Below are 25,679 nucleotides of genomic sequence, written 5' to 3' on the forward strand. Positions count from 1 at the left end.
CCGCCGTGCCTGCTGCTACGCTTCGCCTGCTGAATCTGCTTACGCTGCTGGCCTGGCCACTGCTGGTCTGGCTGGCGCTGACCCAGCCGCGCTGGCAGGGGCTTTTCTGGCTGCTGGCGCTGCTGTTTGGCCTGCGCTGGCTGCAGCTGCGTCGTCAGAAAAACGCCATGGGCGCGGTCATGGGCTGGCTGGCGCTGCTCGGCGCACTGCTCTGTGTCAGCAGCCAGCTATTACGCATTCAGCATCTGCTGCTGTGGTATCCGGTGGCGGTCAATCTGGCGATGCTGCTGGTGTTTGGCGCCTCACTCTGGAGTGCGATGCCGCTGGTGGAACGCCTCGCCCGGCTGCGTGAGCCTGAGCTTCCCCCTGCGGCAGTGCGCTATACCCGCCGCGTCACCCAAATCTGGTGCCTGTTTTTTATCGGCAACGGCAGCATGGCGCTCTTTACCTGTCTGCTGGGCGATCTGCGACTCTGGACGCTGTGGAATGGCGGCATAAGTTATCTGTTAATTGCAGCGCTGATGAGTGCTGAATGGCTGGTACGTCAACGCGTGAGGCGAAAAGCATGAGGGTGGCCGACTGGCTGACGGGAGACGATCGCGAGGTTTCCTGGCGCGGCGATCAACGCCTGATGCTCAGCACGATGCATCGTCAGGTCGTGGCGCTCAGCCAGCGATTAGCGGTACAACCGGGTAGCCACTGGGCGCTCTGTTTTGATGACAGTTACCGTTTTTGTGTGGCGCTGCTGGCATGCTGGTATGCCGGTAAAACGCCGGTGATGCCGGGCCACTGCCGCGCCGCGCTGCTGAATGAGAGGCAGGATCGGCTGGATGGCGTGCTGTGCGACATGCCGCTGGCGGTCAGCCTGCCGCTGCTGGCGTGGGACGACGCAGAAACGCAGGGGCCGCTGCCACCGCTGCCGGAGAGTGCAGAGCTGGTGCTCTTCACCTCGGGATCCACCGGCGCGCCGCGTCAGGTAGTGAAGTCGCTGGCGGTGATGGAGCAGGAGAGCCGCTGGCTCAGCAGCCTGTGGGGCGAACCGTTGCGGGGGTGCCGGGTCATCGCCTCGGTCAGCCATCAGCATCTCTACGGTCTATCGTTTCGACTTTTCCTGCCGATGACGCTCAGGCTGCCGTTTGCCGCCCAGCCGCTGTTTTACGGTGAACAGCTGGCCCGGCTTCCGCGCGACGTTCGCTATGCCTTTATCAGCAGCCCGGCCTTTTTATCGCGGCTGGACAGCACGCTGAAAGCGCCCGCCTGTGAACTGATTGTCTCTGCCGGTGGCGCACTGCGCGAATCTGATGCGGAGCAGGTCTGGCAGCGCTTTGGCTGTCAGGTCAGTGAAATCTACGGCAGCACCGAAACCGGCATTCTGGCCTGGCGTCAGCGTGATCGGGCGGAGGCGCCGTGGCGCTGCTTCCCGCAGGTCAGGCTGGAGCAGGTGACGCCCGATCGCTGGCAGGTCTGGTCGCCGCTGATTGCCGGTGACAGCGGGCTGCAGCTCGACGATCGACTGACTATGCAGCCGGATGGCGGATTTCAGCTGGCAGGCCGCCACGATCGCATCGTAAAAATCGGTGACAAGCGCATCTCATTAAGCGAGATAGAACGCCGTCTGACCGACCTGCCGGAAATCGAGGATGCCGTGGCGCTGGTGGTCACGCGTCATGAGCGTCAGGCGATTGGCGTCGTGCTGGCGCTGAACAGCGCGCTGGATGAGGCGGCTCTGCATCAGCGCAGGCAGCAGTGGAAACGCCAGCTGCAGCGCTGGCTGGAACCGCTGGCGATGCCGCGCTACTGGCGGATTGTGGCCACTATTCCGGTGACCACCCAAAGCAAACGCGCCTGGCCGCAAATAGAGGAACTTTTTCATGTTGCCGATTGAACGCAGCCGGGAGCTGCGGGCTGACAGCGTCACGCTGACCCTGCAGATAGATGCCGGACTCTTCTGGTTTCAGGGCCACTTTCCGCATCTGCCCATTCTGCCGGGTGTGGCTCAGCTCGACTGGGTGATGCACTACGGCGTATCACTGCTTGCGCCCGGTAAACAGTTTGCCGCCGTTGATAACATTAAATTTCAGCAGCCGGTATTACCCGACTCGCTATTGCAACTGCATCTGGACTGGGACGCTGAAAAATCCCGCCTGAGTTTCCGTTACAGCCTGCTGAAGAACGACGGCGAGCAGACCGCCAGCAGCGGGAAGATCGCGCTGTGTTAAGCGCCCCGTTTTCACCCTGCGTAGTGATCCCCTGCTACAACCACGGCGCGATGATGGCGTCGGTGCTGGCACGGCTGGCACCCTTTAATCTGCCGGTAATCGTGGTAGATGATGGTAGTGATGCGGCCACTCAGCTTCAGCTGGCGACGCTGCACGCCCCGCAGCTCAGCCTGCTGCGACTCGACAGTAATCAGGGTAAAGGCGCGGCGGTGATCCACGGTCTGCGGGCCGCGGCTTCACGCGGCTTCACCCATGCGGTGCAGCTCGACGCGGACGGCCAGCATCAGGCGGAAGATCTGCCGCTGATGCTGGCGGAAGCGGAGCGTTATCCCGACGCGCTGATCTCCGGTCAGCCGCTCTATGACGACTCGATCCCCAAATCACGTCTTTACGGTCGCTACATCACCCACTTCTGGGTCTGGATTGAAACGCTGTCGCTGTCGATCCGCGACAGCATGTGCGGCTTCCGCGTCTATCCCCTGGCCGCGACGCTGGCGCTGTGCGATCGCCGGGCCATCGGTCAGCGCATGGATTTTGATACCGAGATCATGGTGCGGCTCTACTGGCAGGGAACCCGCAGTCGCTTTATCCCGACCCGCGTCACCTATCCGGCCAGCGGGCTGTCACACTTCGATGCGCTCTACGACAACCTGCGCATCTCCTGGATGCATACCCGGCTGTTTTTCGGCATGCTGCCGCGCATTCCTCGTCTGCTGGCGATGCGCAAACCGCCGACGCACTGGTCTGTGGAAACGGAGCGGCGCGGACAGTGGGGATTACGTTTTATGCTGGCGGTCTATCGCTACGGCGGGCGCCTCCCCTTTACGCTGCTACTCTGGCCGGTAGTGGCGGTCTACTGGCTGAGCGGACAGCGCGCGCGACGCGCTTCCCGGCAGTGGCTGGCGCAGGTCACTACCGCCGCGCAGCAGCAGCAGATTGCGTTACCGCCACGGCTTAACAGCTACCGCCATTTCCTGCGGTTTGCCGTGGCAATGCTGGATAAAGTGGCCAGCTGGCGCGGCGATCTGCGCTGGGGACGTGATATCGATTTTGCGCCAGGCGCAGAAGCGGTGATCCGCACACCCACGCCGCAGGGCAAGCTGATTCTCGCTTCCCATCTTGGCGACATTGAAGCCTGTCGCGCGATGGCGCAGCAGGTCAGCGGGCTGGTGATTAATGCGCTGGTGTTTACCGACAACGCCCGGCGTTTTCGGGCGGTGCTGGAAACCATTGCTCCACAGGCGGGGGTGAATCTGATGCCGGTGAGCGATATCGGGCCGGAGACCGCTATCCTGCTGCAACAGAAGCTGGATGCGGGCGAATGGGTGGCGATTGTCGGGGATCGCACTGCGGTCAATCCGCAGCGCGGCGGCGAGCGGCGGGTGATCTGGAGCGACTTTCTGGGCCGCGCCGCGCCCTTTCCACAGGGGCCGTTTGTACTGGCGGCTGCGTTGCGCTGTCCGGTGCTGCTGATGTTCGCCCTGCAGCAACAGGGTAAACTGCGTATTCACTGTGAGCCCTTCGCCGATCCGCTGCTGCTGCCGCGTGCACAACGTCAGCAGGCACTGCAACAGGCGGTCGATCGTTACGCAGCGCGGCTGGCCCATTACGCACTGCTGGCACCGCTCGACTGGTTTAACTTTTTCGATTTCTGGACGCTGCCTGATCAACAGGCGCACCACAAGGAGTCTGACCATGACTGAACATCATGCTGAAGTCGTGCTGACCGTCTCATTCCACGACTGCGATCCTATGGGCGTGGTCTGGCACGGCAACTATTTCCGCTTTTTCGAAGTGGCGCGTGAAGCCCTGCTGCGCAGCATTAACTACAGCTATGTCGAGATGGCCGCCAGCGGCTACGTCTGGCCGGTGGTCGATACCCGGGTCAAATACCGCAAGCCACTGCGCTGCGAAGAGACAATTCGCGTCAGCGCCCGGATCACAGAATATGAGAATCGTCTGCGCATCGACTATGAAGTGCGAAATGCTGCCGGCCAGATCACCACCAAAGCGCATACTCTGCAGGTGGCGGTGGAGCAGGAGAGTCAGGCGTTGTGCTTTGTTTCACCCGATATTTTACTGGAACGTTTAGGAGTGAAAGGATGCTGAAAATTGTGCTTACCAGCCTGCTGCTGTGGGCCAGTGCCGCCAGCGCGGTCACGCTGGATCAGCTGCAGCAGCGTTTTGCCAGCCAGCCGGTGATTCGGGCAGACTTTATCCAGACGCGCACCATTTCCGGCATGCGTCAGCCGCTGGTCTCGCACGGGCAGATGCTGATCGCTCGCGAGCAGGGCTTATGGTGGCATCAGCAGACACCCTTTGTGATGACGCTGCTGCTGGATGATAAACGCATGGTGCAGAGCCTCAGCGGCCAGAAGCCTCAGGTGATCACTGCCGACAGTAACCCGCAGATGTTCCAGTTCAACCATCTCTTGCGGGCGCTGTTCCAGGCCGACCAGAAAGTGCTGAACGAGAACTTCAGCGTGGCCTTCAGCGATCGCGGCAACGGAGCCTGGACGCTGGAGCTGACGCCCAAAGCGGCGCCGCTCAACAAAATCTTCAACCGTATCTCGCTGGCGGGCAGCGCTTACCTGGACAGCATCAACCTGGATGATAAGCAGGGCGATAAAACGCAAATAGAGCTCAGCAACACCCGAATTGAACCGCCGCAGTTAAGCGACGAGGAGCAGGCGCGTTTTGCCGGGCCGTAACGATCGGCTGCTGGCCCTCCTGTGGCTGGCCCTCTGTCTGCTGCTGGCGGCAGCGCTGTCTTTTTTGCTGCCGCGCAGTCAGCTCAACAGCAGTGTGCTGGCGCTGCTGCCGCAGCAGAATCTGGGGGCGGCACCGCCTGCGCTGCAGCAGGGCTTTATGCAGCGACTGGATCGCCAGCTGGTGTGGCTGGTTTCACCCGGAGAGCAGGACGATCCCCAGGTCGCCGCCTGGTGGCTGGCCCAGCTGCGCGCGCTGCCTGACCTGAAACAGGTGCAGGGTGATCTCGACGGGCAACAGCAGCAGCAGTGGGGCCGCTTTGCCTGGCAACACCGTAACGGCCTGATCGATGAAGTGACGCGCGACCGCTTGCAGAACGGCGGCGAGGCGCAGGCTGACTGGCTGCTGGCGCAGCTCTTTTCGGCTTTCTCTGGCGTCAGCAGTAAAGAGTTGCAGGGCGATCCTCTGATGCTGGTGCGGGGTTCGCAGCTGGCGCTGGCACAAAACGCCGGGCGCATGACGCTGCATGATGGCTGGCTGACAGTAAAAGATGCACAGGGTCAGCAGTGGTATTTTCTGCATGGCGAACTGGCGAACAACGCCTTCAGTATGCAGCAAAGTCATGCGCTGGTTACCCGGCTCAGCGCGCTGGAGCAACAGCTTAAAAGCCGCTGGCCGCAGGCGAAACTGCTGACGCGCGGCACGGTGCTGTTCAGCGACAACGCCAGCCAGCGTGCGCAGCATGACGTAAAAACGCTGGGCAGTGTGACGCTGGGTGGCGTCATCCTGCTGGTGCTGCTGGTCTTCCGTTCACTGCGCCCGCTGTTGCTGACGGTCACATCCGTGGTCATCGGCGCGATGGCGGGCACGGTGATGACGCTGCTTTGCTTCGGTGAACTGCATCTGATGACGCTGGTGATGAGCCTGAGTATTGTCGGCATCTCGGCCGATTACACGCTCTATTATCTCACCGAGCGCATGGTTCATGGCGATCAGCAGACGCCGTGGCAGAGCTTGCGAAAAGTCCGCGGCACGCTGCTGCTGGCGCTCGGGACCACCGCCATCGCCTGGCTGCTGATGCTGCTGGCACCCTTTCCGGGGCTGCGGCAGCTGGCGGTGTTTGCCGCCAGCGGCTTAACGGCTTCCTGTCTGACGGTGATTCTGATCTATCCGTGGCTGGTGCGCGGATTACCGGTGCGTCCGGTACCGCTGATGGTGCCGCTGGCGCGCTGGCTTGCCGCCTGGCGTCGCCAGCGCGGGCTGCGCGTCGGATTACCGGTGGCGATGGCGATCTTCGCGCTGGCCGGTATCGCCCAGTTAAAGGTGGATGATGATATCGCCCATCTGCAAAGTGCGCCTGCGCATCTGCTGGAGCAGGATCGCCAGCTGGCAACCCTGACCGGACAGCGCGCCGATCAGACCTGGTTTGTGGTCTGGGGCGATGACGCGCAGCAGACGCTGCAGCGGCTGGAAAAACTGGCACCGGATCTGCAGCAGGCGCAGCAGCAGGGCTGGCTGCAGCACTATCGTCTGCTGCCGCTGACGTCGCTGGCGCAGCAACAGCGGGATCTTCAGCTGTTGAAAGAGGCAGCACCGGATATTACGGCCCGCCTGCAGCAGGCGGGTATCACGCTGCCGGCACCGGATCTGACCCCGATGCCGGTAACACCAGAGGCGTGGCTGGCGAGTCCGCTGAGTGAAGGCTGGCGACTGCTGTGGCTGACGCTGCCAGACGGGCGCAGCGGTGTTTTGATCCCCACCAGCGGCGTAAAAAACAGCGCTGCACTCGCGGAGCTGACCAAACAGCATCCGGGCGTCAGCTGGATTGACCGCAAATCAGGTTACGATTCGCTGTTCAGCTTCTGGCGCACCCTGCTGAGCGGGTTACTGGCGCTGGCGTTGCTGCTGATCACCCTGAGTTTTGTTATGCGACTGGGGTTAAAAGCGGGCTTACGCAGCGCGCTGCCGTCAGTGCTGTCGCTGGCGATGGCGCTGGCAACGCTGGGCTGGATCGGCGCTTCGCTGAACCTGTTTGCGCTGCTGGCACTTATTCTGGTGCTGGGCATTGGCATTAACTACACGCTCTTTTTCAGCAACCCGCAGGGTACGCCGCTGACCTCGTTGCTGGCGGTGTCGCTGGCGATGATTACCACCTTACTGACGCTGGGTATGCTGGTATTCAGCAGCACCAGCGCGATTGCCAGTTTTGGCACAGTGTTATGCAGCGGCATCTTCAGCGCTTTCCTGCTGTCGCCGCTGGCGATGCGACCCACCCGATTAAGGAGTAAACGATGATCCGCGCCGCTCTTATTCTGCTGACGGCTCTGCTGCTCAGCGCCTGTGCCGGACCTGCACCTGACAGCAGCCGTCCCACCGCCTGGCTGAAACCGGGCGTGAAGGTGACGCTGCCACCGCCGGGCATCCGTCCCGCCTTTCAGCAGCAGCAGTTGCTGACCGGACAGGTGAAAGGCCAGAGTCAGACACTGCTGGTGCTGCTCAGCGCCGATGAACAGCAAATTGATCTGGCCGGACTCTCCTCGGTGGGTATTCGCCTGTTCAGCCTGCGCTACGATGCCAGCGGTATTCACACTCAGCAGCTGATGCCGCTGCCGCAGATGCCGCCTGCCAGTCAGGTGCTGGCGGATATTATGCTCAGCTACTGGCCACGGGATCTGTGGCAAAAACAGCTGCCGCCAGGCTGGACGCTGCAGGATCAGGGGTTAAAGCGACGGCTGATCGATGCCGATAACCAGCTGGTCACCGAAATCGATTATCTGCAACGCGGTAATCAGCGCCAGCCCATCAGCATTCAGCAGCATGCGTTTGGCTATCAGATCCGCATTCAACATCTGGACGGCTCATGATTTACATCTCTGCCATCGGCATGCTGAATGCCCTGGGGAATAATACTCAGCAGATTGCGGCCAGCCTTACCAAGGGTGAGGCACCCGGCATGCAGCTGCGTCATGGCTGGCTGAGCGGTGACCGTGCCTGCTGGCTTGGCAGAGTTGAAGGTGATTTGCCATCGATTCCTGTTGCCCTGAGCGTGCACAACACCCGTAATAACCAGTTGCTGCTGGCCGCGCTGGCGCAAATCCGTCCGGCGCTCGACGCGGCGATTGCGCACTATGGTGCCAGCAGAGTGGCAATTGTGCTGGGAACCAGCACCTCGGGCGTGGACGAGGGCGATCAGCAGATTGGCGGCAGTCAGTCCGGTTATCACTATCAGATGCAGGAGCTGGGCGATCCCTCCCGTTTCCTGGCTCACTTTCTGCGCCTGGATGGCCCGGCCTATACCATTTCAACCGCCTGCTCCTCCAGCGCCCGCGCCATTATCAGTGGTGAGCGTCTGATCGCGGCGGGGCTGGCGGATGTGGCGCTGGTGGGCGGTGCGGACTCGCTGAGCCGGATGCCGATCAACGGATTCGACAGCCTGGAGTCGCTCTCTGAACGTCGCTGCGCCCCTTTCAGCCGCGATCGCGACGGCATCTCCATTGGCGAAGGGGCCGCACTGATGCTGCTGACGCGGGAACCGCAGCCGCTGGCGCTACTGGGAGCTGGCGAATCGTCTGACGCCTGGCACATGTCCGCTCCCCATCCGCAGGGCGAGGGCGCTGAACGGGCGATGCGTATGGCGCTGCAACAGGCGAACCTGTTGCCAGAGCAGGTGGGTTATATCAATCTGCACGGCACTGCAACGCCGCTTAACGACCAGATGGAAGCTGCCGTGATTCAGCGTCTGTTTGGCAATGCGGTGCCGTGCAGCTCGACCAAACATCTGACCGGCCATACGCTCGGCGCAGCAGGAGTATGTGAAGCCGCCCTCAGTGCGCTGATCCTGCAAAACAATCTGCCACTGCCCGCACAGGATTTCAGTGCGGCGGCGCAGGATGAGACGCTGCCGGATTGCGGATTGTTATTACAGCCGCAGGCGCTGCAACGGCCGGTCATCGCCTCTAACTCCTTCGCCTTTGGCGGCAACAACACCTGTCTGATTCTGGGACGCCAACATGGTTATTAATTCTCCCGCGGCACGCTGGCTGCCGCATGCTGCGCCGATGCTGCTGCTTGATCAGCTGATCGCCGTGGATGATGAGCAGGTCCACTGTCAGGTGTCGACCTGCGCCGGTGGCGTACTGACACCGTTTCTGACGCCTCAGGGTGAACTGCCCGCCTGGTTTGGCGTGGAAATGATGGCGCAAACCGTGGGCGTCTGGTCGGGCTGGCATGCAAAGCAGGGCGGCGCAACCCTTATCCCGCCCGGCATGCTGCTGGGCGGACGCGGCTGGCGGGCAGAGCGATCCCTCTTTCCCGCCAGTGTTACGCTGGATATCAGAATGACGCTGCTGATGCGCGATGACCGCATGGGCAGCTTTGAGGGCGACATTCATTACGGCACCCAGCGGCTTGCCAGCGGTCGCCTGAATACGTATCAACCCAATGAAGCAGAATTACAGCAATTGATGTCACAAGGAAATCAGCCATGACAGATTCGGTATTAGTGACGGGCGCCAGTAAAGGGATTGGCCGCGCGATTGCGTTGCGTCTCGCCCAGGATGGCTATCAGGTTATCGTCCATTTCAACCGTGACCGCGCAGGCGCTGAGCAGTGCCTGCAGCAGATCGAAACCGCAGGCGGCAGCGGCCGTGTGCTGGGATTTGATGTGGCCGATCGGGCGGCAACCCGCGCTGCCCTGGAGGCGGATATTGAGCAACATGGCGCCTATTATGGCGTGGTAAGCAACGCCGGTATCACCCGCGATGCGGCGTTTCCCGCCCTGACGGATCAGGAGTGGGACAGCGTCATCCACACCAATCTCGACAGTTTTTACAATGTGATCCAGCCCTGCGTGATGCCGATGATCGGTCTGCGGCGCGGCGGCCGCATTATCACCCTCTCGTCGGTGTCGGGGATAATGGGCAATCGTGGTCAGGTGAACTACAGCGCGGCGAAAGCGGGCATTATTGGTGCCACTAAGGCGCTGGCGATTGAGCTGGCGAAACGCAAAATCACCGTTAACTGCATTGCGCCAGGCCTGATTGATACCGGAATGGAGGGGCTGGAACCTCAGGTGATTGAGGAAGCGATGAAGATCGTGCCGATGAAGCGCATGGGCGCGGCTGAAGAGGTCGCCGGACTGGCGAGCTATCTGATGTCCGATATCGCAGGCTACGTGACGCGTCAGGTCATTTCTATAAACGGAGGCATGCTGTGATCCAGCGGGTAGTCGTAACCGGCATGGGCGGCGTAACCGCCTTTGGTGAGTCCTGGGCTGAAGTTTCGGCACGGATCCGTGCGGGCCGCAATGCGGTGCGCTTTATGCCGGAGTGGCAGATCTACGACGGGCTGCATACGCTGCTCGGCGCACCGGTGGATGACTTTGTGCTGCCTGCGCACTACACCCGCAAGCGTATCCGCGCCATGGGCCGCGTTTCGCTGCTGGCAACGCGCGCGACCGAGCTGGCTCTGACCCAGGCGGGCCTGATTGACCATCCGGTGCTGACCAGCGGAGAAACGGGTATCGCCTACGGTTCTTCCACCGGCAGCACCGGGCCGGTCAGCGAGTTCGCCACCATGCTGACCGAAAAGCACACCAACAATATCACCGGCACCACCTATGTGCAGATGATGCCACACACCACGGCCGTCAATGCCGGGCTCTTTTTCGGCCTGCGCGGCCGGGTGATCCCGACCTCCAGCGCCTGTACCTCTGGCAGCCAGGCGATTGGCTATGCCTGGGAAGCGATTCGTCACGGGTATCAGACGGTGATGGTGGCTGGCGGCGCAGAAGAGCTCTGTCCGTCGGAAGCCGCGGTGTTCGACACCCTGTTTGCCACCAGCCAACGTAATGACGCGCCGCACACCACACCTGCACCTTTTGATCAGCAGCGCGATGGTCTGGTAATTGGCGAAGGGGCGGGCACGCTGATCCTTGAGTCGCTGGAACATGCCCTGGCACGCGGTGCAACGATCTACGCCGAGCTCACCGGTTTCCATACCAACTGCGACGCCGCCCATATTACTCAGCCGCAGCGGGAAACCATGCAGATCTGCATCGAGCGGGCGTTGCAAAGCGCCGGTATCACGGCCGCAGACGTTGGTTATGTAAATGCGCACGGCACCGCCACTGAACGGGGTGATATGGCCGAAAGTCTGGCGACGGCGGCGGTGTTTGGCGAAACGACACCGATCTCCTCGCTGAAGTCCTATTTTGGCCATACGCTGGGTGCATGTGGGGCGCTGGAAGCCTGGATGAGTATTGAGATGATGCGGGAAGGGTGGTTTGCGCCAACCCTGAACCTGACGCAACCGGCAGCAGATGGCGGCCAGCTGGATTACATCATGGGTGAGCCGCGTGAGCTTGAAACCGACTATATCCAGAGCAACAACTTTGCCTTTGGTGGCATTAATACTTCACTGATCTTCAAACGCTGGCGCGGCGTCTGATCTCAGGCCCGTGCCGCGCTGGCACGGGCCAGTTTATTTTTCGGACGAAAGAACCGGACGATAATCAGCCTTTCATCTACACTGTCACTCACCGCATCACAACCCGGCGGCCCATGTTTTTCACAGGATAGTTATGTCTTTACCCTTGCCACCCGACGATCACGATGAGCCAATTCGCCAGTCACTTGACGATGCGCACTTTGCGATAGTGGTGCTTGCGGTGACCTCGGTAACGCTTATAATCTTTGTCCTGATGATTACGCTCTGGATGAGCTGACACGCACAGGGATTCAACGGATTGAATAAGGAGAAGGCGATGGACTCCGGAGATGACAAATTAATCGCAATTATCGGTTTGCTGGCGGCCTGCCTGATCGGGGTGACCTTCCTGTTTACCATGGTCTGGCTGACCGACGTACGTCATCCTGCCGATCCCTCTCTCGACGTTCGCTCCTGTTACCCTAAAAAGCCACCTTCTCAGCACGTCTGATTACGTGTCGCAAACTTAATCTGCTGACTGCGCAATACCAGCGCCAGCGGCTCATGCAGATTACGGTTGCCATTGGGATCGGCTAATCCCAGCAGCGGGCCAGGCGAACGCCGGTCATCGGCCCAGGCCGGATACTCCACTACCGGATAGAGCGAAATCCCCTCCACTGCAATGCCCTGATCCAGCGCCACCGCCACGTTTTCACTGATCTCCTGCAGCCAGGGGGCGCGCGCTTCACCCTCTGCGCCGGTTTCAGCAATCAGCATCGGACGCTGGTAGCGCTGCCAGCACTGCGCCAGCAGGATATGCAGCGGCACACGCTCCGGATCCTCCAGCGACATCGGCTGGTCGGGAAAAAACCAGTGGTTATCGGGATAGTAGTTCAGGCCGAGGATATCCAGGCAATCTTCACTGCCGCCCAGCTCCTTATCGACGCGACCGGCCAGCATGTCCCAGGCTTCGAACTGCGCCTGATGCTGCGCATCGGCATAAGGTTTGCTGTCCGGATTATCGGGATGATGAGCGATCTGCACCAGCGGGTCAGTCAGTACAAAACGCGCCTCCGGATAGACCTCGCGAATGGCATGTATCGCCGCCAGTGAGGCGCGAACCAGCTGCCGCTTCAGCTCTTTACCACGCTGCGCAGCATGAGGATTAAACCAGGCCACATCCGCCCCGGCCCATGACCAGAATGAGATTTGATTAACTGGTGTAAAGAAGGGGCGTTCGATGCCCTGATCGCGCATCAGTTGTGCCATCGCGCGGGCGAAACGACTAAAATGGTCAACAAATTCGGCTTTCCAGATATTAAGATGATCGGGATAACCGAAATGAGCCAGCTCCCAGATGATCTCCATCTGCTGACGTCGCGCGGCGTCGACCATCGGCAGAAAGCTCTGCCAGTCATACTGGCCAGGGATCTTTTCAATCAGATGCCAGCGCGCACCGTCGCGGGCGGTGAGCAGATGCTGCTCAGCCAGTGCGGCATAATCTTTTTCCAGCAGCATATCGTGTCCGCTGCTGATCACCATATCCAGCCGTTTCCCGGGTGTACGGCAGGCAGTGGAACAGGGGAAACTGCCCTGGAAAAAGCTGCGAAACAGGCCGGGATGATAGCGCTGGCGGGCATCTGTAAGGGATTGATGAGACATATTCCTCTCCTGCCGGGATAATGCCGGTCACAGATCGTCCGGTTAAGTCTAGACTAAAAAACGCCCGTGACCCCTCACTAACTCAGAACAGAGGAATAGCATCAGAGGTCGGACCGGGGAATAATAAAAATAACTGCATTTTACAGGGAAATGTCATGACCGAAGCGTTTGAGCTCTCCCAGCCATTGGAACGGTCCAGCTGGCTTGAAACACAGCTGGAACCAGAGTGTCTGCGCCATCCGGGGCTGAGCGGCGTCCATCAGCTAAGCGACGGGCTGGATGCCTTTGCTGCCCGCTATCTGCTGATGCAAAAAGCGGAGCGTTCACTCGATATCCAGTATTACATCTGGCAAAACGATCTCTCTGGCCGGTTGCTGTTCAGCGCCGTGCTGGAAGCTGCCCGTCGCGGGGTAAAAGTGCGGCTGCTGCTGGATGACAACAATACGCCGGGCCTGGACGAGACGCTGGCCCAGCTCAACCGCCATCCCAACATTGAGGTGCGGCTATTTAATCCGTTCTCGTTTCGCACCCTGCGCGCGCTGGGTTATCTCACCGATTTTGCCCGTCTGAACCGCCGCATGCACAACAAAAGCTTTACGGTGGATGGCGTCACGACCGTGGTCGGTGGGCGCAATATCGGCGACGAATATTTCGGCACCGGCAATGAACCGCTGTTTGCCGATCTCGACGTCATGGCAATAGGCCCGGTGGTTAAAGAAGTCGCAGAGGATTTTGAGCGCTACTGGCGCAGCAAGCCGGTTTCTCCACTGCAGCAGGTGCTGGATGAAGAGGAGCCGGAAGAGGACAGTGTGAGTCTGCCAGCAGAGTGGCGTCACAGTGAACCGGTGCAGCGCTATCTTCAGCGGCTGGAAAATTCTTCGCTGCTGCAGGAGCTGGAAGAGGGCTCGCTGGCTCTGACCTGGGCAAAAGCGCGCCTGCTGAGCGATGATCCGCGTAAAGGGCTGGGCAAAGCGCGTGCCAGAAGCCTGCTGCCGCAGCGAATGCTGGAGGTGATAGGCACGCCACAAAAGCAGTTCGACATCATCTCGGCCTATTTTGTACCCACCCGCGCAGGGGTCGCTCAGTTGCTTTCGCTGAAGCGCAAAGGGGTAAAAATTGCCATTCTGACCAATTCGCTGGCGGCTAACGATGTGTCGATTGTCCATGCCGGCTACGCTAAGTGGCGCAAAAAACTGCTGCGTCATGGTATTGCGCTCTATGAGCTGAAACCGCAGGCGGGCGTGCCTGATGCCCCGCACGACCGGGGATTAACCGGTAACTCCGGCTCCAGCCTGCATGCCAAAACCTTCTCAGTGGATCAACAGACGCTGTTTATCGGCTCGTTTAACTTCGATCCCCGTTCAGCGGTGCTGAATACGGAAATGGGACTGGTGATTGAGAGTGCGGCGCTCGCCGCAGAGACGCATCAGCGTTTCAGCCAATCAATGCGCGATCGGGCATGGACGCTGCGGCTGGATAAATGGGGCAGGGTAAACTGGCTGGAGTATCCGGATGAGCCGCAGCAGATTGTGCATAAACACGAGCCGGGCTGCTCCTGGTGGCAGCGCCTGCAGGTACGTCTGGTGTGGCGACTGCCGATTGAGTGGCTGCTGTAAGCTGGACCTTGCCTGGGTCCAGGCGCTGGCTCAGGAAGCATACGCCCTCCGCAAAGACGCAAAACCCGCCATCCCTGGCGGGCTCAGCGCGGGCCATCCCTGGCCCGCTATGCTTTGCTAATGGCGTATGCTCCCATCGCTTTAAACTCTTAAGCTGTCTGTGAGACACATCATTTATAGCCTGACCTCACTTATGGCCCGAGGTCACTGATCGCCTGTCATTGTGCTTGTTTACGCTCAAATTTCCCCGAGAAAAGGAACCGCAGCAGCGGGATGCGCAGGTGAATCTCATACAGCAGAAACGCGATGCCAAACACCATTAGCAGGCCGACGAAGAAGCCCAGCGTGTTGTTTTCAATGCGCGGCGTCACGTAAATGCCATACAGCAGCGTCAGCGGATGGTGCACCAGATAGATAAACAGTGACGCATTGACCAGATACATAATGCGCGGCGAATGTGAATTCAGCAGCTTATGACCAAAGCAGAAGCAGACGTTGAGCATGCAAATGCCCATCAGCGTCGAGATAATCGCATCCAGCTCATACAACCAGCCCTCACCGCTGCTCAGTCGCTGGTTGGCGCAATAGGCCGCAAACATCAGCAGCGCACCGACCCACATCACCAGATTGAAGCGGACAAACAGCTGCTTCAGCGGGGGATGTTTCCACGCCAGCGCTCCCAGCATAAAGAACGGCAGATAGAAGAGTGTCTGCATCACAATGATGCTAAACAAACCATCCATTAGCCACGCAGGCTGGAAAATAAACACCAGACGGCGGAACACGCACCAGAGCAGCGCCCATGCCAGTACGCCCGCCGTCAGCGATCCCCAGCCAACCCGCGAATAATCAATGGTGCGATGCTGATCGCGCAGCCAGCGGAAGGTCACCATCCCCAGCGTGGTCAGCATCACCAGCACCACCAGGAACCACAGGTGTGAAATCAGCTCCCACATCAGGTTATTAAACTTCTGATAGGGGGTGAAACGTGGCCAGTCAGCCAGCTTAGCCGTCCACTCTTTCAGCATAAAAAATTGCGGCAGCGTCAGCAGCGGAATGGCGGTCAGCAGTGGGATACCTACTCGTTCAAGACGCACCTTAAGGAAGCGACGTGGCTGATAGCGCAGATACAGCATGTAGGAGAAATAGCCCGAAATGACGAAAAACACCTGCATACGAAACGCATGAATAAAATCATTCAGCAGCGTCAGCCATAACGACGCTTCATGACTGTTTACTGCCCATTTCTGCGCAGAGTAAATGAGGGATACGTGAAACGGCACCCCCAGTAACATCAGATAGGCGCGGATGGAGTCGAGGAAGTATTCACGTTCAGGTTTTACAGTACTCATAAAGTTCCAGTTCGTTAGTACGTTTGACCGGTTTCACCCTGAAACCGGATTATGCTCTGTGAAAATTCTACCTGGGATAAACCAGGTATACTATCAGTGGAATCCGTAGTGTCTAATTGTCCTAAAAGTAGCGTAATGCCAGACGAAATGCGGGAACAATGTTGCGCATAAGCTGTCGGAAAACCGAATAATCCTTTAAGATAAACGGGTTTGATTTAAGCACACGAAAGGGGGGGATGTGCCGACTAAAGAAAAAAATAAAGCCGGACTGATGAAGGTACGCTGGATTGGTACTGCAGTTCTGCTGGCGTTGTACGCCAATAACAGTTGGGCGTTTAACATCGATGATGTTGCCAAACAAGCCAAAGCGTTGGCAGGGAAAAGCTTCGAAGCGCCTAAAAGCAATTTACCCTCTCAATTTCGTGAAATGAAATTTGCTGATTATCAGCAGATCCAGTTTAACCACGATAAAGCGTATTGGGGCAAACTGCGCACGCCGTTCAAGCTGGAGTTTTATCATCAGGGTATGTATTTCGATACCCCGGTGCAGATCAACGAAGTGACCGCCAGCGCGGTGCGCGAGATTAAATACAACCCCGATTATTTTAATTTCGGTAATGTAAAACATGACGCGGATGCGGTAAAAAACCTCGGTTTTGCCGGTTTCAAAGTACTTTACCCACTCAACAACAAGGGTAAAAACGATGAGATCGCCAGCTTCCTGGGCGCGAGCTATTTCCGTGTCATCGGTGCCGGTCAGGTTTATGGCCTGTCGGCGCGTGGACTTGCCATCGATACGGCGCTGCCGTCCGGTGAAGAGTTTCCGCGCTTTAAAGAGTTCTGGATTCAGCGTCCTAAACCACAGGACAAACAGCTGGTGATCTACGCACTGCTCGATTCGCCGCGTGCGGCGGGTGCGTATCGCTTTGTGCTGCATCCGGGTGACGCTTCAACGGTTGATGTGCAGTCAAAAGTTTACCTGCGTGATAACGTCGGCAAACTGGGTGTTGCACCGCTGACCAGTATGTTCCTGTTTGGTCAGAACCAGCCATCAACGGTGAACAACTTCCGTCCGGCACTGCACGACTCTGACGGTCTCTCTATCCACAATGGCAACGGGGAGTGGATTTGGCGTCCGCTGAACAACCCGCGTCATCTGGCAGTGAGCACCTTCACCATCGAGAATCCGAAAGGGTTTGGTCTGCTGCAGCGTGGGCGTGACTTTAACAACTATCAGGATCTTGATGACCGCTATGATCTTCGTCCAAGCGGCTGGGTTGAGCCAATAGGCGACTGGGGTAAAGGCCGGGTTGAACTGGTTGAAATCCCGACGGCAGATGAAACCAACGACAACATCGTTGCGTTCTGGACGCCGGAGACACTGCCAGAGCCTGGCAAAGAGATGAACTTCAAATATCGTCTGCACTTCTCGCGCGACGAAAACCAGCTGCACTCTGATGATACGGCCTGGGTCAAAAATACCCTGCGTTCAGCGGGTGACGTCAAGCAGTCTAATCTGGTGCGTCAGCCGGATGGCACCGTGGCTTTCACCATCGACTTCGTGGGTAAAGACATGAGCAAGATGGCGGAAAACAGTCAGGTGGCACCGCAGGTCAGCGTGGGTAAAAATGCTGATGTGGTTGAACAGAGCGTACGTTATAACCCGGTCACCAAAGGCTGGCGTCTGGTGTTGCGTCTGCGTGTGAAAGATGCCAAACAGTCCACCGAAATGCGTGCGGCCCTGGTTAGCGGCGACAAGACATTGACGGAAACCTGGAGCTATCAGTTACCTGCCAATGAATAAATCGACTTTTACACCTCAACGTTATGTGGAATCTCTGCCGCTGCATGCGGCAGGGAAGGCCCGCCTGAGCGTCTCATTGCAGAATGCCAGCGAGTTCCACTTCATCCATGATGTGCTGGGCAGGGATGTCGCAGCCAGTGACCGTCCCGACGATGCGCCGTTAAAATCGGTCTCATCGCGGGTTGAAATGGCCTGGCCCGATTCGCTGGCCGAAGGTCAGCAGTTGGGTAAAGATTACCTCGACCGCACCACGCTGAAGGCGATGCCGAAGGTCAAACGCTCACTGATGTTCCCGGAAGCCTGGCGCACCAACCCGGTCGCCCGTGCCTGGGACTCACTGCGTGGACACAAATCGGTGCCGCGTTATGCCAATGCGGAAGAGCGACGTGCCGAGGAAAAGTGGCGTCATGTCGGTTCGATTCGACGCTACATTCTGTTGATCCTGACCATTTTCCAGACCGTGGTCGCCACCTGGTACATGAAGAGTATTCTGCCGTATCAGGGCTGGACGCTTCTGGATCCGATGGAGATGATCAATCAGAACTGGCAGCAGTCAGTGATGCAGATCCTGCCTTATTTGTTGCAGACCGGCATCCTGTTCCTGTTCGCCATACTCTTCTGCTGGGTCTCTGCCGGTTTCTGGACGGCCCTGATGGGCTTCCTGCAGCTGCTGATTGGACGTGATAAATACAGTATCTCTTACTCAACGGTCGGAGATGAACCGCTTAACCCGGAACATCGTACCGCGCTGATTATGCCGATCTGTAACGAAGACGTTGAGCGTGTGTACGCCGGTCTGCGTGCGACCTGGGAGTCGGTGGTTCGTACCGGTAACGCTGAACACTTCGACGTCTATATCCTCAGCGACAGTTACGATGCGGATATCGCGATTGCCGAACAGAAAGCCTGGATGGAACTGGTGCGGGATGTTGGCGGGGCAGGCAAGATTTTCTATCGCCGTCGTCGTCGTCGTGTGAAGCGTAAAAGTGGAAACATCGATGACTTCTGTCGTCGCTGGGGCAGCAACTACAGCTACATGGTGGTGCTGGATGCTGATAGCGTCATGAGCGGAGAGTGTCTCACCGGTCTGGTACGCATGATGGATGCCAACCCGAATGCCGGGATCATCCAGTCGTCGCCGAAAGCATCGGGTATGGATACGCTTTATGCGCGCTGTCAGCAGTTTGCGACCCGCGTCTATGGTCCGTTGTTTACCGCCGGTCTGCATTTCTGGCAGCTGGGCGAGTCTCACTACTGGGGCCACAACGCCATTATCCGCGTGAAACCCTTTATTGAGCACTGTGCCCTGGCACCGTTACCGGGAGAGGGCTCCTTTGCGGGTTCAATCATGTCGCATGACTTTGTAGAAGCTGCGCTGATGCGTCGTGCCGGTTGGGGCGTCTGGATTGCCTATGACCTGCCGGGATCCTATGAAGAACTGCCACCGAACCTGCTGGATGAGCTGAAACGTGACCGCCGCTGGTGTCACGGCAACCTGATGAACTTCCGCCTGTTCCTGGTGAAAGGGATGCACCCGGTTCACCGTGCGGTGTTCCTGACGGGTGTGATGTCCTACCTCTCGGCTCCGCTGTGGTTTATGTTCCTGGCACTCTCCACTGCCCTGCAGGTAGTGCATACGCTGATGGAACCGACCTACTTCCTGCAACCGCGGCAGCTCTTCCCGGTCTGGCCGCAGTGGCGTCCTGAACTGGCGATAGCGCTGTTCTCGACCACCATGGTGCTGCTGTTCCTGCCGAAAATGCTGAGTGTGGTGTTGATCTGGTTTAAAGGATCGAAGGCCTACGGCGGACCTCTGCGGCTGCTGGCTTCACTGGTGCTGGAAACGCTGTTCTCGGTGCTGCTGGCTCCGGTGCGTATGCTGTTCCATACGGTATTTGTGGTCAGCGCCTTCCTCGGCTGGGAAGTCGTGTGGAACTCACCGCAGCGTGATGACGATGCAACACCGTGGAGCGAGGCGTTTAAACGTCACGGTTCGCAGATGGCATTAGGTCTGGTGTGGGCGATTGGTATGGGACTGCTGGATCTTAACTTCCTGTGGTGGCTGGCACCGATTGTCTTCTCACTGATTCTGTCGCCGTTTGTCTCGGTCATGTCGAGCCGCGCAACGCTGGGCATTAAGAGCAAGAAAGCGAAGCTGTTCCTTATCCCGGAAGAGTACTCGCCGCCGCAGGAGCTGGTGGATACCGATCGCTATGTGGTGCTGAACCGTCAGCGCGCGCTGGAAAATGGCTTTATGCATGCCTTATTCCATCCTGCCTTCAACGCGCTGGCAACGGCACTGGCCACATCGCGTCACAAGCAGAGTCAGTTACTGGACTATGCGCGTGACCGTCGGGTTGATCAGGCGCTGAGCGATGCGCCGGATAAACTGGGCCGTGAACAGCGTCTGCAGCTGATCAGCGATCCAGTGGTACTGGCCCGTGTTCATACCCGACTGTGGGAAGATGCGGACAAGTATCATCAGTGGGTTGAGAGTTATCAGAAACTCACGCTCAACCCCAACGCGCTGGCAAACAACGCGTAATCTGAAAAAGCGGCAGCGATGCCGCTTTTTTTATCGGATTAAAACAGCGATTCGCTGATAAATTTATTGCTGGCAGTCACCGCGAGCAGCGTGTGACGATCTCAATGGCTGTTTCTTCATGGCGGATATGAGTGTTGAAAGGGTGCTTAAAGGCGGGTGTTATCGTCGCGGCTGTGCTCTGCTTAAGCGGATGCGGCAGTATTATCAGTCGTACCATTCCCGGGCAGGGGCACGGTAATCAGTACTATCCCGGCGTACAGTGGGATGTTCGCGACAGCGGATGGCGGGTCCTGACGATCCTCGACCTGCCGCTGTCGCTGGTGGTTGATACCCTGTTGTTACCGGTGGATGCCAGCCACGGTCCTTACGAGTAACTGCGATCGGAATCGCTGTTATCATCTTCCCACTCTTGCGCGGCGGCTTCGCCTTCTTCGGTGTCCAGCGGCGGCTCCAGCTGGAATTCGCCGTCATCCCACTCGTGCAGGGTATTTTCTGCTAACCACTCCTGACGCAGTTCCACTTCGTCAAAATCTGCATCAAAAATAGCCTGTGCCGCTTCACCGCTGCGGTAAGGCAGACATTCGCCTGATTCACCTTCTTCTGCCATGAATTCAGCCTGCCACATGATATCGCCATCCTGCATCACATACTTTTGCAGACCAAACTGGCTGATTGATGCATCCCCCTCCTCAAGCTCTGGGTGGTTAGCGAGGAACTCTTCACGTGCAGCATCGATGGCTTCCTCTAAGGTACTGTACATGCTCATCGCTCTTCTCCTTCACGGGTCTTTGACTATGGATTTATTTGATTTCAGTGAAGGATAGACGAAATCTGAAGGAGGGAAAGGTCAGGCCGGTGCAACTGGCGGGAAATAAGCCATTTCCCGCCAGTCAGGGTCACATCATCTTTTGCGGAAAATGCAAAACCGGTTGAACGGACTCATGAATCACGGGTGCTGAGTAGCGGATACAACATTTTATACATGGCTTAACTTTCTTAAAATTAATCCTTGCGATGGAGAGGGCCTGACTCAAATTATATAACGTGCCGATAAATATGACCTCTTCTTTATCAGGCATACGCTTGCACCCTTTACGATGAAGAAAGTGATAATTTTCCTGATCGGTACCAATTGTAACGTAATAGTAGAGACCTTTGTTCATATTAACTGTCCCATTAGAGGTTTGCTGTGTTGTCTTTTTATAATTCTGGCCAGAGCCGTTAAAGGCCTGACTGTTACAAACGAAACTACCGATAAGCTTTAATTTCTTCAAATGCCATAACGGTCTATCGGGATGTTAAAAAGATGTAAAATGGAATATAAGCCAAATCCGCAAGGCAATAGCTTGTATTGTAAGTTAATTTTTACCGATTCATAAGCAGTGAGACACCGTTAAGACCGGCTAAATAGGATTAGGCCTGGCGTGCAGAATAATCAGCGCCATCACGCATTTAATAGCACTCGCTGCAATATTAATTAATAAAAAGCGAAACAGGCTGAATGCCGCCTGCCGTCCTGTTAATTGATAAGCAGTTTTAACTTTAAACAGAGAGAAATTATATTATGAATACGGGCGTTTATTAATTACTGGACCTGCGGTTTCGCTTACAGGAGGAGTCAGGCATGAGTGATTTATTTAGCGGGGGAGTAAAATGCGCTAAATGCCTGACAGACATTTAGCGCGAAATGATTAGTAGCGTGAGGGTTCGCCCTCGGGGCGCGTTTTAAAGCGGCGGTGCAACCACATGTACTGTTCCGGTGCCAGCAGCACACCCTCTTCAACAACCTGATTCATTCTGGTTGCGGTTGCGACATCACTTTCCAGCGTAAATTCGCCGCTGATGTCAGGCAGTATCATCAGTTCATAGCCGCGCCCCCCAGGCAGACGACGCGGTACGAAAGGGATGACAGCCGGTTTACCGGTGCGGATCAGCAGATGGGTGCCCACCGTTGTGGCCGCTTTTTCCACGCCAAAGAAGGGCACAAAGACGCTGCTGCGCGGGCCATAATCGTGGTCGGGCGCATACCAGATAATGTCACCCTGTTTCAGTGCGCGGATCATTCCTTTGAGATCTTTACGGTCGAGCATGCTTTTATTCGACCGCATCCGACCTTTGACCTGAAGCCAGTCGATCAGTTTGTTGTCATTAGGGCGATAGACGCCAATGCCAGGATTATGGATACCAAACATGCGTGCACCAATCTCCAGCGTCAGAAAGTGCATGCCGATAAGCAACACGCCGCGTTGGCTATCGCGCGCCTGCTGAATATGCTCCAGCCCCGAAGGCGTATGCCATTTATTGATGCGCCAGTCAGGCCAGAACCACGCCATACCGGTCTCGATTAATCCCATGCCGACCGATTCGAAATTGTGTTTAACCATCGCTTCGCGTTCATTTACCGGCATATCCGGAAAACTTAATTCCAGATTACGCCGGGAAATACTGACGCGGTGTTTCATAAAACGCATACCAATGCGGCCAATATTACAGCCGAGAACATAAAGCAGGGGATAAGGAAGTAGCACCAAAAGATAAAGAGAAGCGACACCCAGCCAGGTCAGCCAATAGCGCGGGTGAAGCAGTTCTCGTGAAAACTGAGGCAACTGAGTCATGTGAAGGTTAATTTTCCTGCGTCGCGCACCGTGCGGTGCTGATATCTCGTTGATTTACACTATTGTGCCAGTTTTTGACGTGCGCTTAAATATCACTATCGGAACGTGCCATCAATGAACAAAGGTTAATAGTCCAATGTTGCTGGAAAAAACGGCAACAGGCGATCAATCTGGTCACTGGCCTTTGCATCCCGGTGAAATCAGGTATCATGTGCGCGCTAAATTTCTTCTATTGATAACAGGACGAACACCATGCCAGTGTTACATAACCTCGTTTCCAATAAAGAGCTGAAGGCGCGCATGCTGGCTGAAACCGAGCCGCGCACCACTGTCTCTTTTTATAAATATTTCCAGATTGCCGATCCCAAAGCATTCCGTGACGCGCTCTATCTTGGCCTGACGGCTCTTAAGGTCTTTGGTCGCGTTTACGTGGCCCACGAAGGCATCAATGCGCAGATCAGCGTGCCAGCCAGCCAGTATGAAAAGATGAAAGAATGGCTATATGGCTTTGATCCGGCGCTGAACAACCTGCGGATGAATATTGCGCTGGATGATGATGGTAAATCGTTCTGGGTGCTGCGTCTGAAAGTACGCGACCGCATTGTCGCGGACGGTATTGAAGACGACAGTTTTGATGCCAGCGATGTGGGTCAGTATCTTAAAGCGGCGGACGTTAACGCCATGCTGGACGATCCTGACGCCCTGTTCGTGGATATGCGTAACCACTACGAATATGAAGTGGGCCGCTTCGACAACGCGCTGGAAGTGCCTGCTGACACCTTCCGCGATCAGCTGCCGATGGCGGTTGAGATGCTGCAGGATCAGAAAGACAAAAAGATCGTAATGTACTGCACCGGCGGGATCCGCTGTGAAAAGGCCAGCGCCTGGATGCGGCACAACGGCTTTGAGGATGTCTATCACATTGAGGGCGGTATCATAGAGTATGCCCGACGCGCCCGTGAGCAGGGATTACCGGTACGCTTCAAAGGCAAAAACTTTGTTTTTGATGAGCGGATGGGTGAGAGGATCTCTGACGATGTGTTGTCGAACTGTCATCAGTGCGGCGAACCCTGTGATACCCACGTTAATTGCATCAATGACGGTTGTCATCTGCTGTTTATTCAGTGCAAAAGCTGCGCGGAGAAGTTTGAGAACTGCTGTAGCCCGATCTGCCAGGAAGAGGCGAAGCTCTCACCGGAAGAGCAACGTGCGCGTCGGGCAGGACGTGAAAATGGCAACAAAATCTTTAACAAGTCGCGTGGCCTGTTAAACATGACCATTCCCTCGCCGCTGAAGAAATAAGCGTGGCCGCCTGAAGTCAGCTTCAGGCGGCTTGCTCTTTTACTGGCGTACACCCTCAACCGAGATCATCAGCTGAACCTTCTGCGAAGCTGGCCCCAGATCTTTGGTGATGTTGAAATCTTTCAGTGCAATTTCCCCTTCGGCCTCAAAGCCAGCGCGGTAGCCGCCCCACGGATCTTTACCTTCTCCCAGCATTTTTGCCTCGAGCGTTACCGGTTTGGTCACGCCATTCAGCGTAAGGTCGCCAGTAATCTTCAGCTCATCACCCTCTTTTTTTACCGCTGTGGATTTGAAAGTGGCCTGCGGGTTTTTGCTGGTGTTCAGGAAGTCCGCACTGCGCAGGTGCTTGTCACGTTCAGCATGGTTAGTATCGATACTGCTGGTGTTAATAGTGACGTCGACTTTATCTGCGGCAGGATTCTTCTCATCAAAGGTGAAGCGGCCATCAAAATCCTTAAAGGTGCCGTAGAGCCAGCTGTAACCCAGATGCTGGATACGGAACTGAATAAAGGCGTGCTGGCCCTCTTTATCGATTTTGTAGTCAGCGGCAGAGGCGGTGAGTGAGCCGAGCAGCAGACTGGCACCGGTCATCGCCAGCAGGGTCTTTTTAAACATATTATTTATCCTTTTCAGAGGGAGAGGTGAAACGCAAACCCGACATCCGTTTTAAGGTGATATCGCGATCGATAAAGTGATGTTTGACCGCAGCCAGACCATGCAGCAGTGACAGGACCACAACCGTCCAGGCCAGCCAGAGGTGAATGTCGCCCGCAAGATCAGCCTGTTCGCCAGCACCGCTGAACAGCGCGGGCAGGGTGAACCAGCTGAATACTGAGATGGGTTTGCCATCGGCGGTGGAGATCAGATAGCCGCTGATCAGAATCGCCAGCAGCAGGGTATACAGTAACAGGTGGGCCACCACCGAACTGATGCGTACCAGCGGGGAATAACTGCTAAGCGGTTTTGGCGGCGGTGAAATAACGCGCCACAGCAGGCGAACGATCAGCGTCAGCAACAGGATCACGCCGATGCTTTTATGGATCTCAGGCGCGTCGTGATACCAGCTATCGTAATAGCCGAGGCCGACCATCCATAATCCCAGCGCGAACATGGCATAAATCGCCAGCGCCATCGACCAGTGCAACAGCACGGCAACCAGGCCAAACTGATGAGATGAATTACGTAATAACATAATGGGGTTTTCATGAAGTAATAATCTGAAATAAGCATCCACATTATGAAATATAAAAGCAATCATCCTTACGCTTCTATAACTTTAATTTTATATCGTGAAAAGGTTGAATAAACCGGGCGTGAAATGCGCAATATTACTGAATGAGTTATTTCTGACGCGCTGGTCGTCAACTAAAAAGGGCCGGAATTAACCATAAGGGCGAAATATAATCTGGCCTTATGTCAGTAATAGTCA

General features: G+C 56.9%; 26 protein-coding genes. 19 read left to right on the plus strand and 7 right to left on the minus strand.

The window, feature by feature from the left end; genetic code table 11:
• Positions 1–5 precede the first annotated feature (5 nt).
• The 14 genes from FOV68_RS08620 to FOV68_RS24015 all read left to right on the plus strand — a co-directional run bounded on the left by FOV68_RS08620 (position 6) and on the right by FOV68_RS24015 (position 11,865).
• A complete protein-coding gene (locus FOV68_RS08620; RefSeq protein ID WP_143990611.1) occupies positions 6–569 on the plus strand; it encodes a hypothetical protein in 564 nt (187 codons plus the stop codon).
• Positions 566–1,885 carry an AMP-binding protein gene (locus FOV68_RS08625; RefSeq protein WP_143990721.1) on the plus strand — a complete coding sequence of 440 codons (1,320 nt, stop codon included), beginning with the start codon at positions 566–568 and terminating at the stop codon, positions 1,883–1,885. The genes FOV68_RS08620 and FOV68_RS08625 overlap by 4 nt, the downstream gene beginning before the upstream one ends.
• A complete protein-coding gene (locus FOV68_RS08630) occupies positions 1,872–2,219 on the plus strand; it encodes a 3-hydroxyacyl-ACP dehydratase FabZ family protein (protein ID WP_143990612.1) in 348 nt (115 codons plus the stop codon). Before FOV68_RS08625 ends, FOV68_RS08630 begins: the two co-directional genes overlap by 14 nt.
• Positions 2,213–3,922, plus strand: coding sequence for a glycosyltransferase (locus FOV68_RS08635; protein WP_143990613.1), 1,710 nt, complete (start codon positions 2,213–2,215; stop codon positions 3,920–3,922). The genes FOV68_RS08630 and FOV68_RS08635 overlap by 7 nt, the downstream gene beginning before the upstream one ends.
• Positions 3,915–4,328, plus strand: a complete 414-nt coding sequence (locus tag FOV68_RS08640) for a thioesterase family protein (RefSeq protein ID WP_143990614.1) — start codon at positions 3,915–3,917, stop codon at positions 4,326–4,328. The genes FOV68_RS08635 and FOV68_RS08640 overlap by 8 nt, the downstream gene beginning before the upstream one ends.
• A complete protein-coding gene (locus FOV68_RS08645; protein ID WP_010246442.1) occupies positions 4,322–4,930 on the plus strand; it encodes an outer membrane lipoprotein carrier protein LolA in 609 nt (202 codons plus the stop codon). Before FOV68_RS08640 ends, FOV68_RS08645 begins: the two co-directional genes overlap by 7 nt.
• Positions 4,917–7,223: an MMPL family transporter gene (locus FOV68_RS08650; RefSeq protein ID WP_143990615.1), complete on the plus strand. Its 2,307-nt coding sequence runs from the start codon at positions 4,917–4,919 to the stop codon at positions 7,221–7,223. Before FOV68_RS08645 ends, FOV68_RS08650 begins: the two co-directional genes overlap by 14 nt.
• Positions 7,220–7,792: a DUF3261 domain-containing protein gene (locus tag FOV68_RS08655; protein WP_143990616.1), complete on the plus strand. Its 573-nt coding sequence runs from the start codon at positions 7,220–7,222 to the stop codon at positions 7,790–7,792. Before FOV68_RS08650 ends, FOV68_RS08655 begins: the two co-directional genes overlap by 4 nt.
• A complete protein-coding gene (locus FOV68_RS08660; protein WP_143990617.1) occupies positions 7,789–8,949 on the plus strand; it encodes a beta-ketoacyl-[acyl-carrier-protein] synthase family protein in 1,161 nt (386 codons plus the stop codon). The genes FOV68_RS08655 and FOV68_RS08660 overlap by 4 nt, the downstream gene beginning before the upstream one ends.
• The gene (locus FOV68_RS08665) at positions 8,939–9,415 is read left to right on the plus strand and encodes a 3-hydroxy-fatty acyl-ACP dehydratase (protein WP_010246435.1); all 477 of its coding nucleotides are present in this window, start codon (positions 8,939–8,941) and stop codon (positions 9,413–9,415) included. The genes FOV68_RS08660 and FOV68_RS08665 overlap by 11 nt, the downstream gene beginning before the upstream one ends.
• Positions 9,412–10,143: a 3-ketoacyl-ACP reductase FabG2 gene (locus FOV68_RS08670; protein ID WP_010246433.1), complete on the plus strand. Its 732-nt coding sequence runs from the start codon at positions 9,412–9,414 to the stop codon at positions 10,141–10,143. The genes FOV68_RS08665 and FOV68_RS08670 overlap by 4 nt, the downstream gene beginning before the upstream one ends.
• Positions 10,140–11,375, plus strand: a complete 1,236-nt coding sequence (locus FOV68_RS08675; protein WP_181882715.1) for a beta-ketoacyl-ACP synthase — start codon at positions 10,140–10,142, stop codon at positions 11,373–11,375. Before FOV68_RS08670 ends, FOV68_RS08675 begins: the two co-directional genes overlap by 4 nt.
• A 133-nt stretch (positions 11,376–11,508) precedes the next feature.
• The gene (locus tag FOV68_RS24010) at positions 11,509–11,652 is read left to right on the plus strand and encodes a hypothetical protein (RefSeq protein WP_010246429.1); all 144 of its coding nucleotides are present in this window, start codon (positions 11,509–11,511) and stop codon (positions 11,650–11,652) included.
• Between the two features lie 39 nt (positions 11,653–11,691).
• Positions 11,692–11,865: a hypothetical protein gene (locus tag FOV68_RS24015; RefSeq protein WP_010246427.1), complete on the plus strand. Its 174-nt coding sequence runs from the start codon at positions 11,692–11,694 to the stop codon at positions 11,863–11,865.
• On the opposite strand, the gene FOV68_RS08680 is transcribed toward FOV68_RS24015, so the two are convergent.
• A complete protein-coding gene (locus tag FOV68_RS08680; RefSeq protein WP_134160245.1) occupies positions 11,853–13,016 on the minus strand; it encodes a beta-glucosidase in 1,164 nt (387 codons plus the stop codon). The genes FOV68_RS24015 and FOV68_RS08680 overlap by 13 nt on opposite strands.
• A 155-nt stretch (positions 13,017–13,171) precedes the next feature.
• Between FOV68_RS08680 and FOV68_RS08685 the strand changes: the two genes are divergently transcribed.
• Positions 13,172–14,632: a phospholipase D family protein gene (locus FOV68_RS08685; RefSeq protein WP_039387457.1), complete on the plus strand. Its 1,461-nt coding sequence runs from the start codon at positions 13,172–13,174 to the stop codon at positions 14,630–14,632.
• A 218-nt stretch (positions 14,633–14,850) separates the two neighbouring features.
• Here FOV68_RS08685 and mdoC read toward each other — a convergent pair whose 3' ends face one another.
• Positions 14,851–15,984 (minus strand): glucans biosynthesis protein MdoC, encoded by a 1,134-nt coding sequence (mdoC, locus tag FOV68_RS08690; protein WP_039387455.1) that lies wholly within the window; start codon positions 15,982–15,984, stop codon positions 14,851–14,853.
• Positions 15,985–16,252: 268 nt separating this feature from the next.
• On the opposite strand from mdoC, the gene FOV68_RS08695 reads away from it, so the two are divergent.
• The 3 genes from FOV68_RS08695 (at position 16,253) to FOV68_RS08705 (ending at position 20,707) form a co-directional block, all read left to right on the plus strand.
• Entirely contained in the window at positions 16,253–17,788 is a 1,536-nt protein-coding gene (locus tag FOV68_RS08695) for a glucan biosynthesis protein G (protein WP_170933489.1), read from the plus strand.
• Positions 17,781–20,333: a glucans biosynthesis glucosyltransferase MdoH gene (mdoH, locus tag FOV68_RS08700; RefSeq protein WP_143990618.1), complete on the plus strand. Its 2,553-nt coding sequence runs from the start codon at positions 17,781–17,783 to the stop codon at positions 20,331–20,333. The genes FOV68_RS08695 and mdoH overlap by 8 nt, the downstream gene beginning before the upstream one ends.
• Positions 20,334–20,467: 134 nt before the next feature.
• On the plus strand, positions 20,468–20,707 hold the full coding sequence (locus tag FOV68_RS08705; protein ID WP_010669829.1) for a YceK/YidQ family lipoprotein: 240 nt from the start codon (positions 20,468–20,470) through the stop codon (positions 20,705–20,707).
• Here FOV68_RS08705 and FOV68_RS08710 read toward each other — a convergent pair.
• The 3 genes from FOV68_RS08710 to FOV68_RS08720 all read right to left on the minus strand — a co-directional run bounded on the left by FOV68_RS08710 (position 20,698) and on the right by FOV68_RS08720 (position 22,948).
• Positions 20,698–21,099 carry a MysB family protein gene (locus FOV68_RS08710; RefSeq protein ID WP_064704827.1) on the minus strand — a complete coding sequence of 134 codons (402 nt, stop codon included), beginning with the start codon at positions 21,097–21,099 and terminating at the stop codon, positions 20,698–20,700. The genes FOV68_RS08705 and FOV68_RS08710 overlap by 10 nt on opposite strands.
• A gap of 130 nt (positions 21,100–21,229) precedes the next feature.
• The gene (locus FOV68_RS24325) at positions 21,230–21,496 is read right to left on the minus strand and encodes a hypothetical protein (protein ID WP_052270943.1); all 267 of its coding nucleotides are present in this window, start codon (positions 21,494–21,496) and stop codon (positions 21,230–21,232) included.
• A 528-nt stretch (positions 21,497–22,024) separates the two neighbouring features.
• Complete coding sequence (locus FOV68_RS08720; RefSeq protein WP_010246409.1) at positions 22,025–22,948, minus strand: Kdo(2)-lipid IV(A) acyltransferase; 924 nt, start codon at positions 22,946–22,948, stop codon at positions 22,025–22,027.
• A 252-nt stretch (positions 22,949–23,200) separates the two neighbouring features.
• Here FOV68_RS08720 and FOV68_RS08725 point away from each other — a divergent pair, with 252 nt between their 5' ends.
• Entirely contained in the window at positions 23,201–24,250 is a 1,050-nt protein-coding gene (locus FOV68_RS08725) for a rhodanese-related sulfurtransferase (protein ID WP_064704828.1), read from the plus strand.
• Between the two features lie 39 nt (positions 24,251–24,289).
• On the opposite strand, the gene FOV68_RS08730 is transcribed toward FOV68_RS08725, so the two are convergent.
• Together FOV68_RS08730 and FOV68_RS08735 are read right to left on the minus strand one after the other, a co-directional pair.
• Positions 24,290–24,865, minus strand: a complete 576-nt coding sequence (locus FOV68_RS08730; RefSeq protein WP_010669831.1) for a YceI family protein — start codon at positions 24,863–24,865, stop codon at positions 24,290–24,292.
• 1 nt (position 24,866) lies between these two features.
• Positions 24,867–25,442, minus strand: coding sequence for a cytochrome b (locus FOV68_RS08735; protein ID WP_029519566.1), 576 nt, complete (start codon positions 25,440–25,442; stop codon positions 24,867–24,869).
• Between the last annotated feature and the right edge of the window lie 237 nt (positions 25,443–25,679).

The sequence above is a fragment of the Pantoea sp. paga genome (assembly GCF_007558755.1).
GTDB classification, from domain to species: Bacteria; Pseudomonadota; Gammaproteobacteria; order Enterobacterales; family Enterobacteriaceae; genus Pantoea; species Pantoea agglomerans.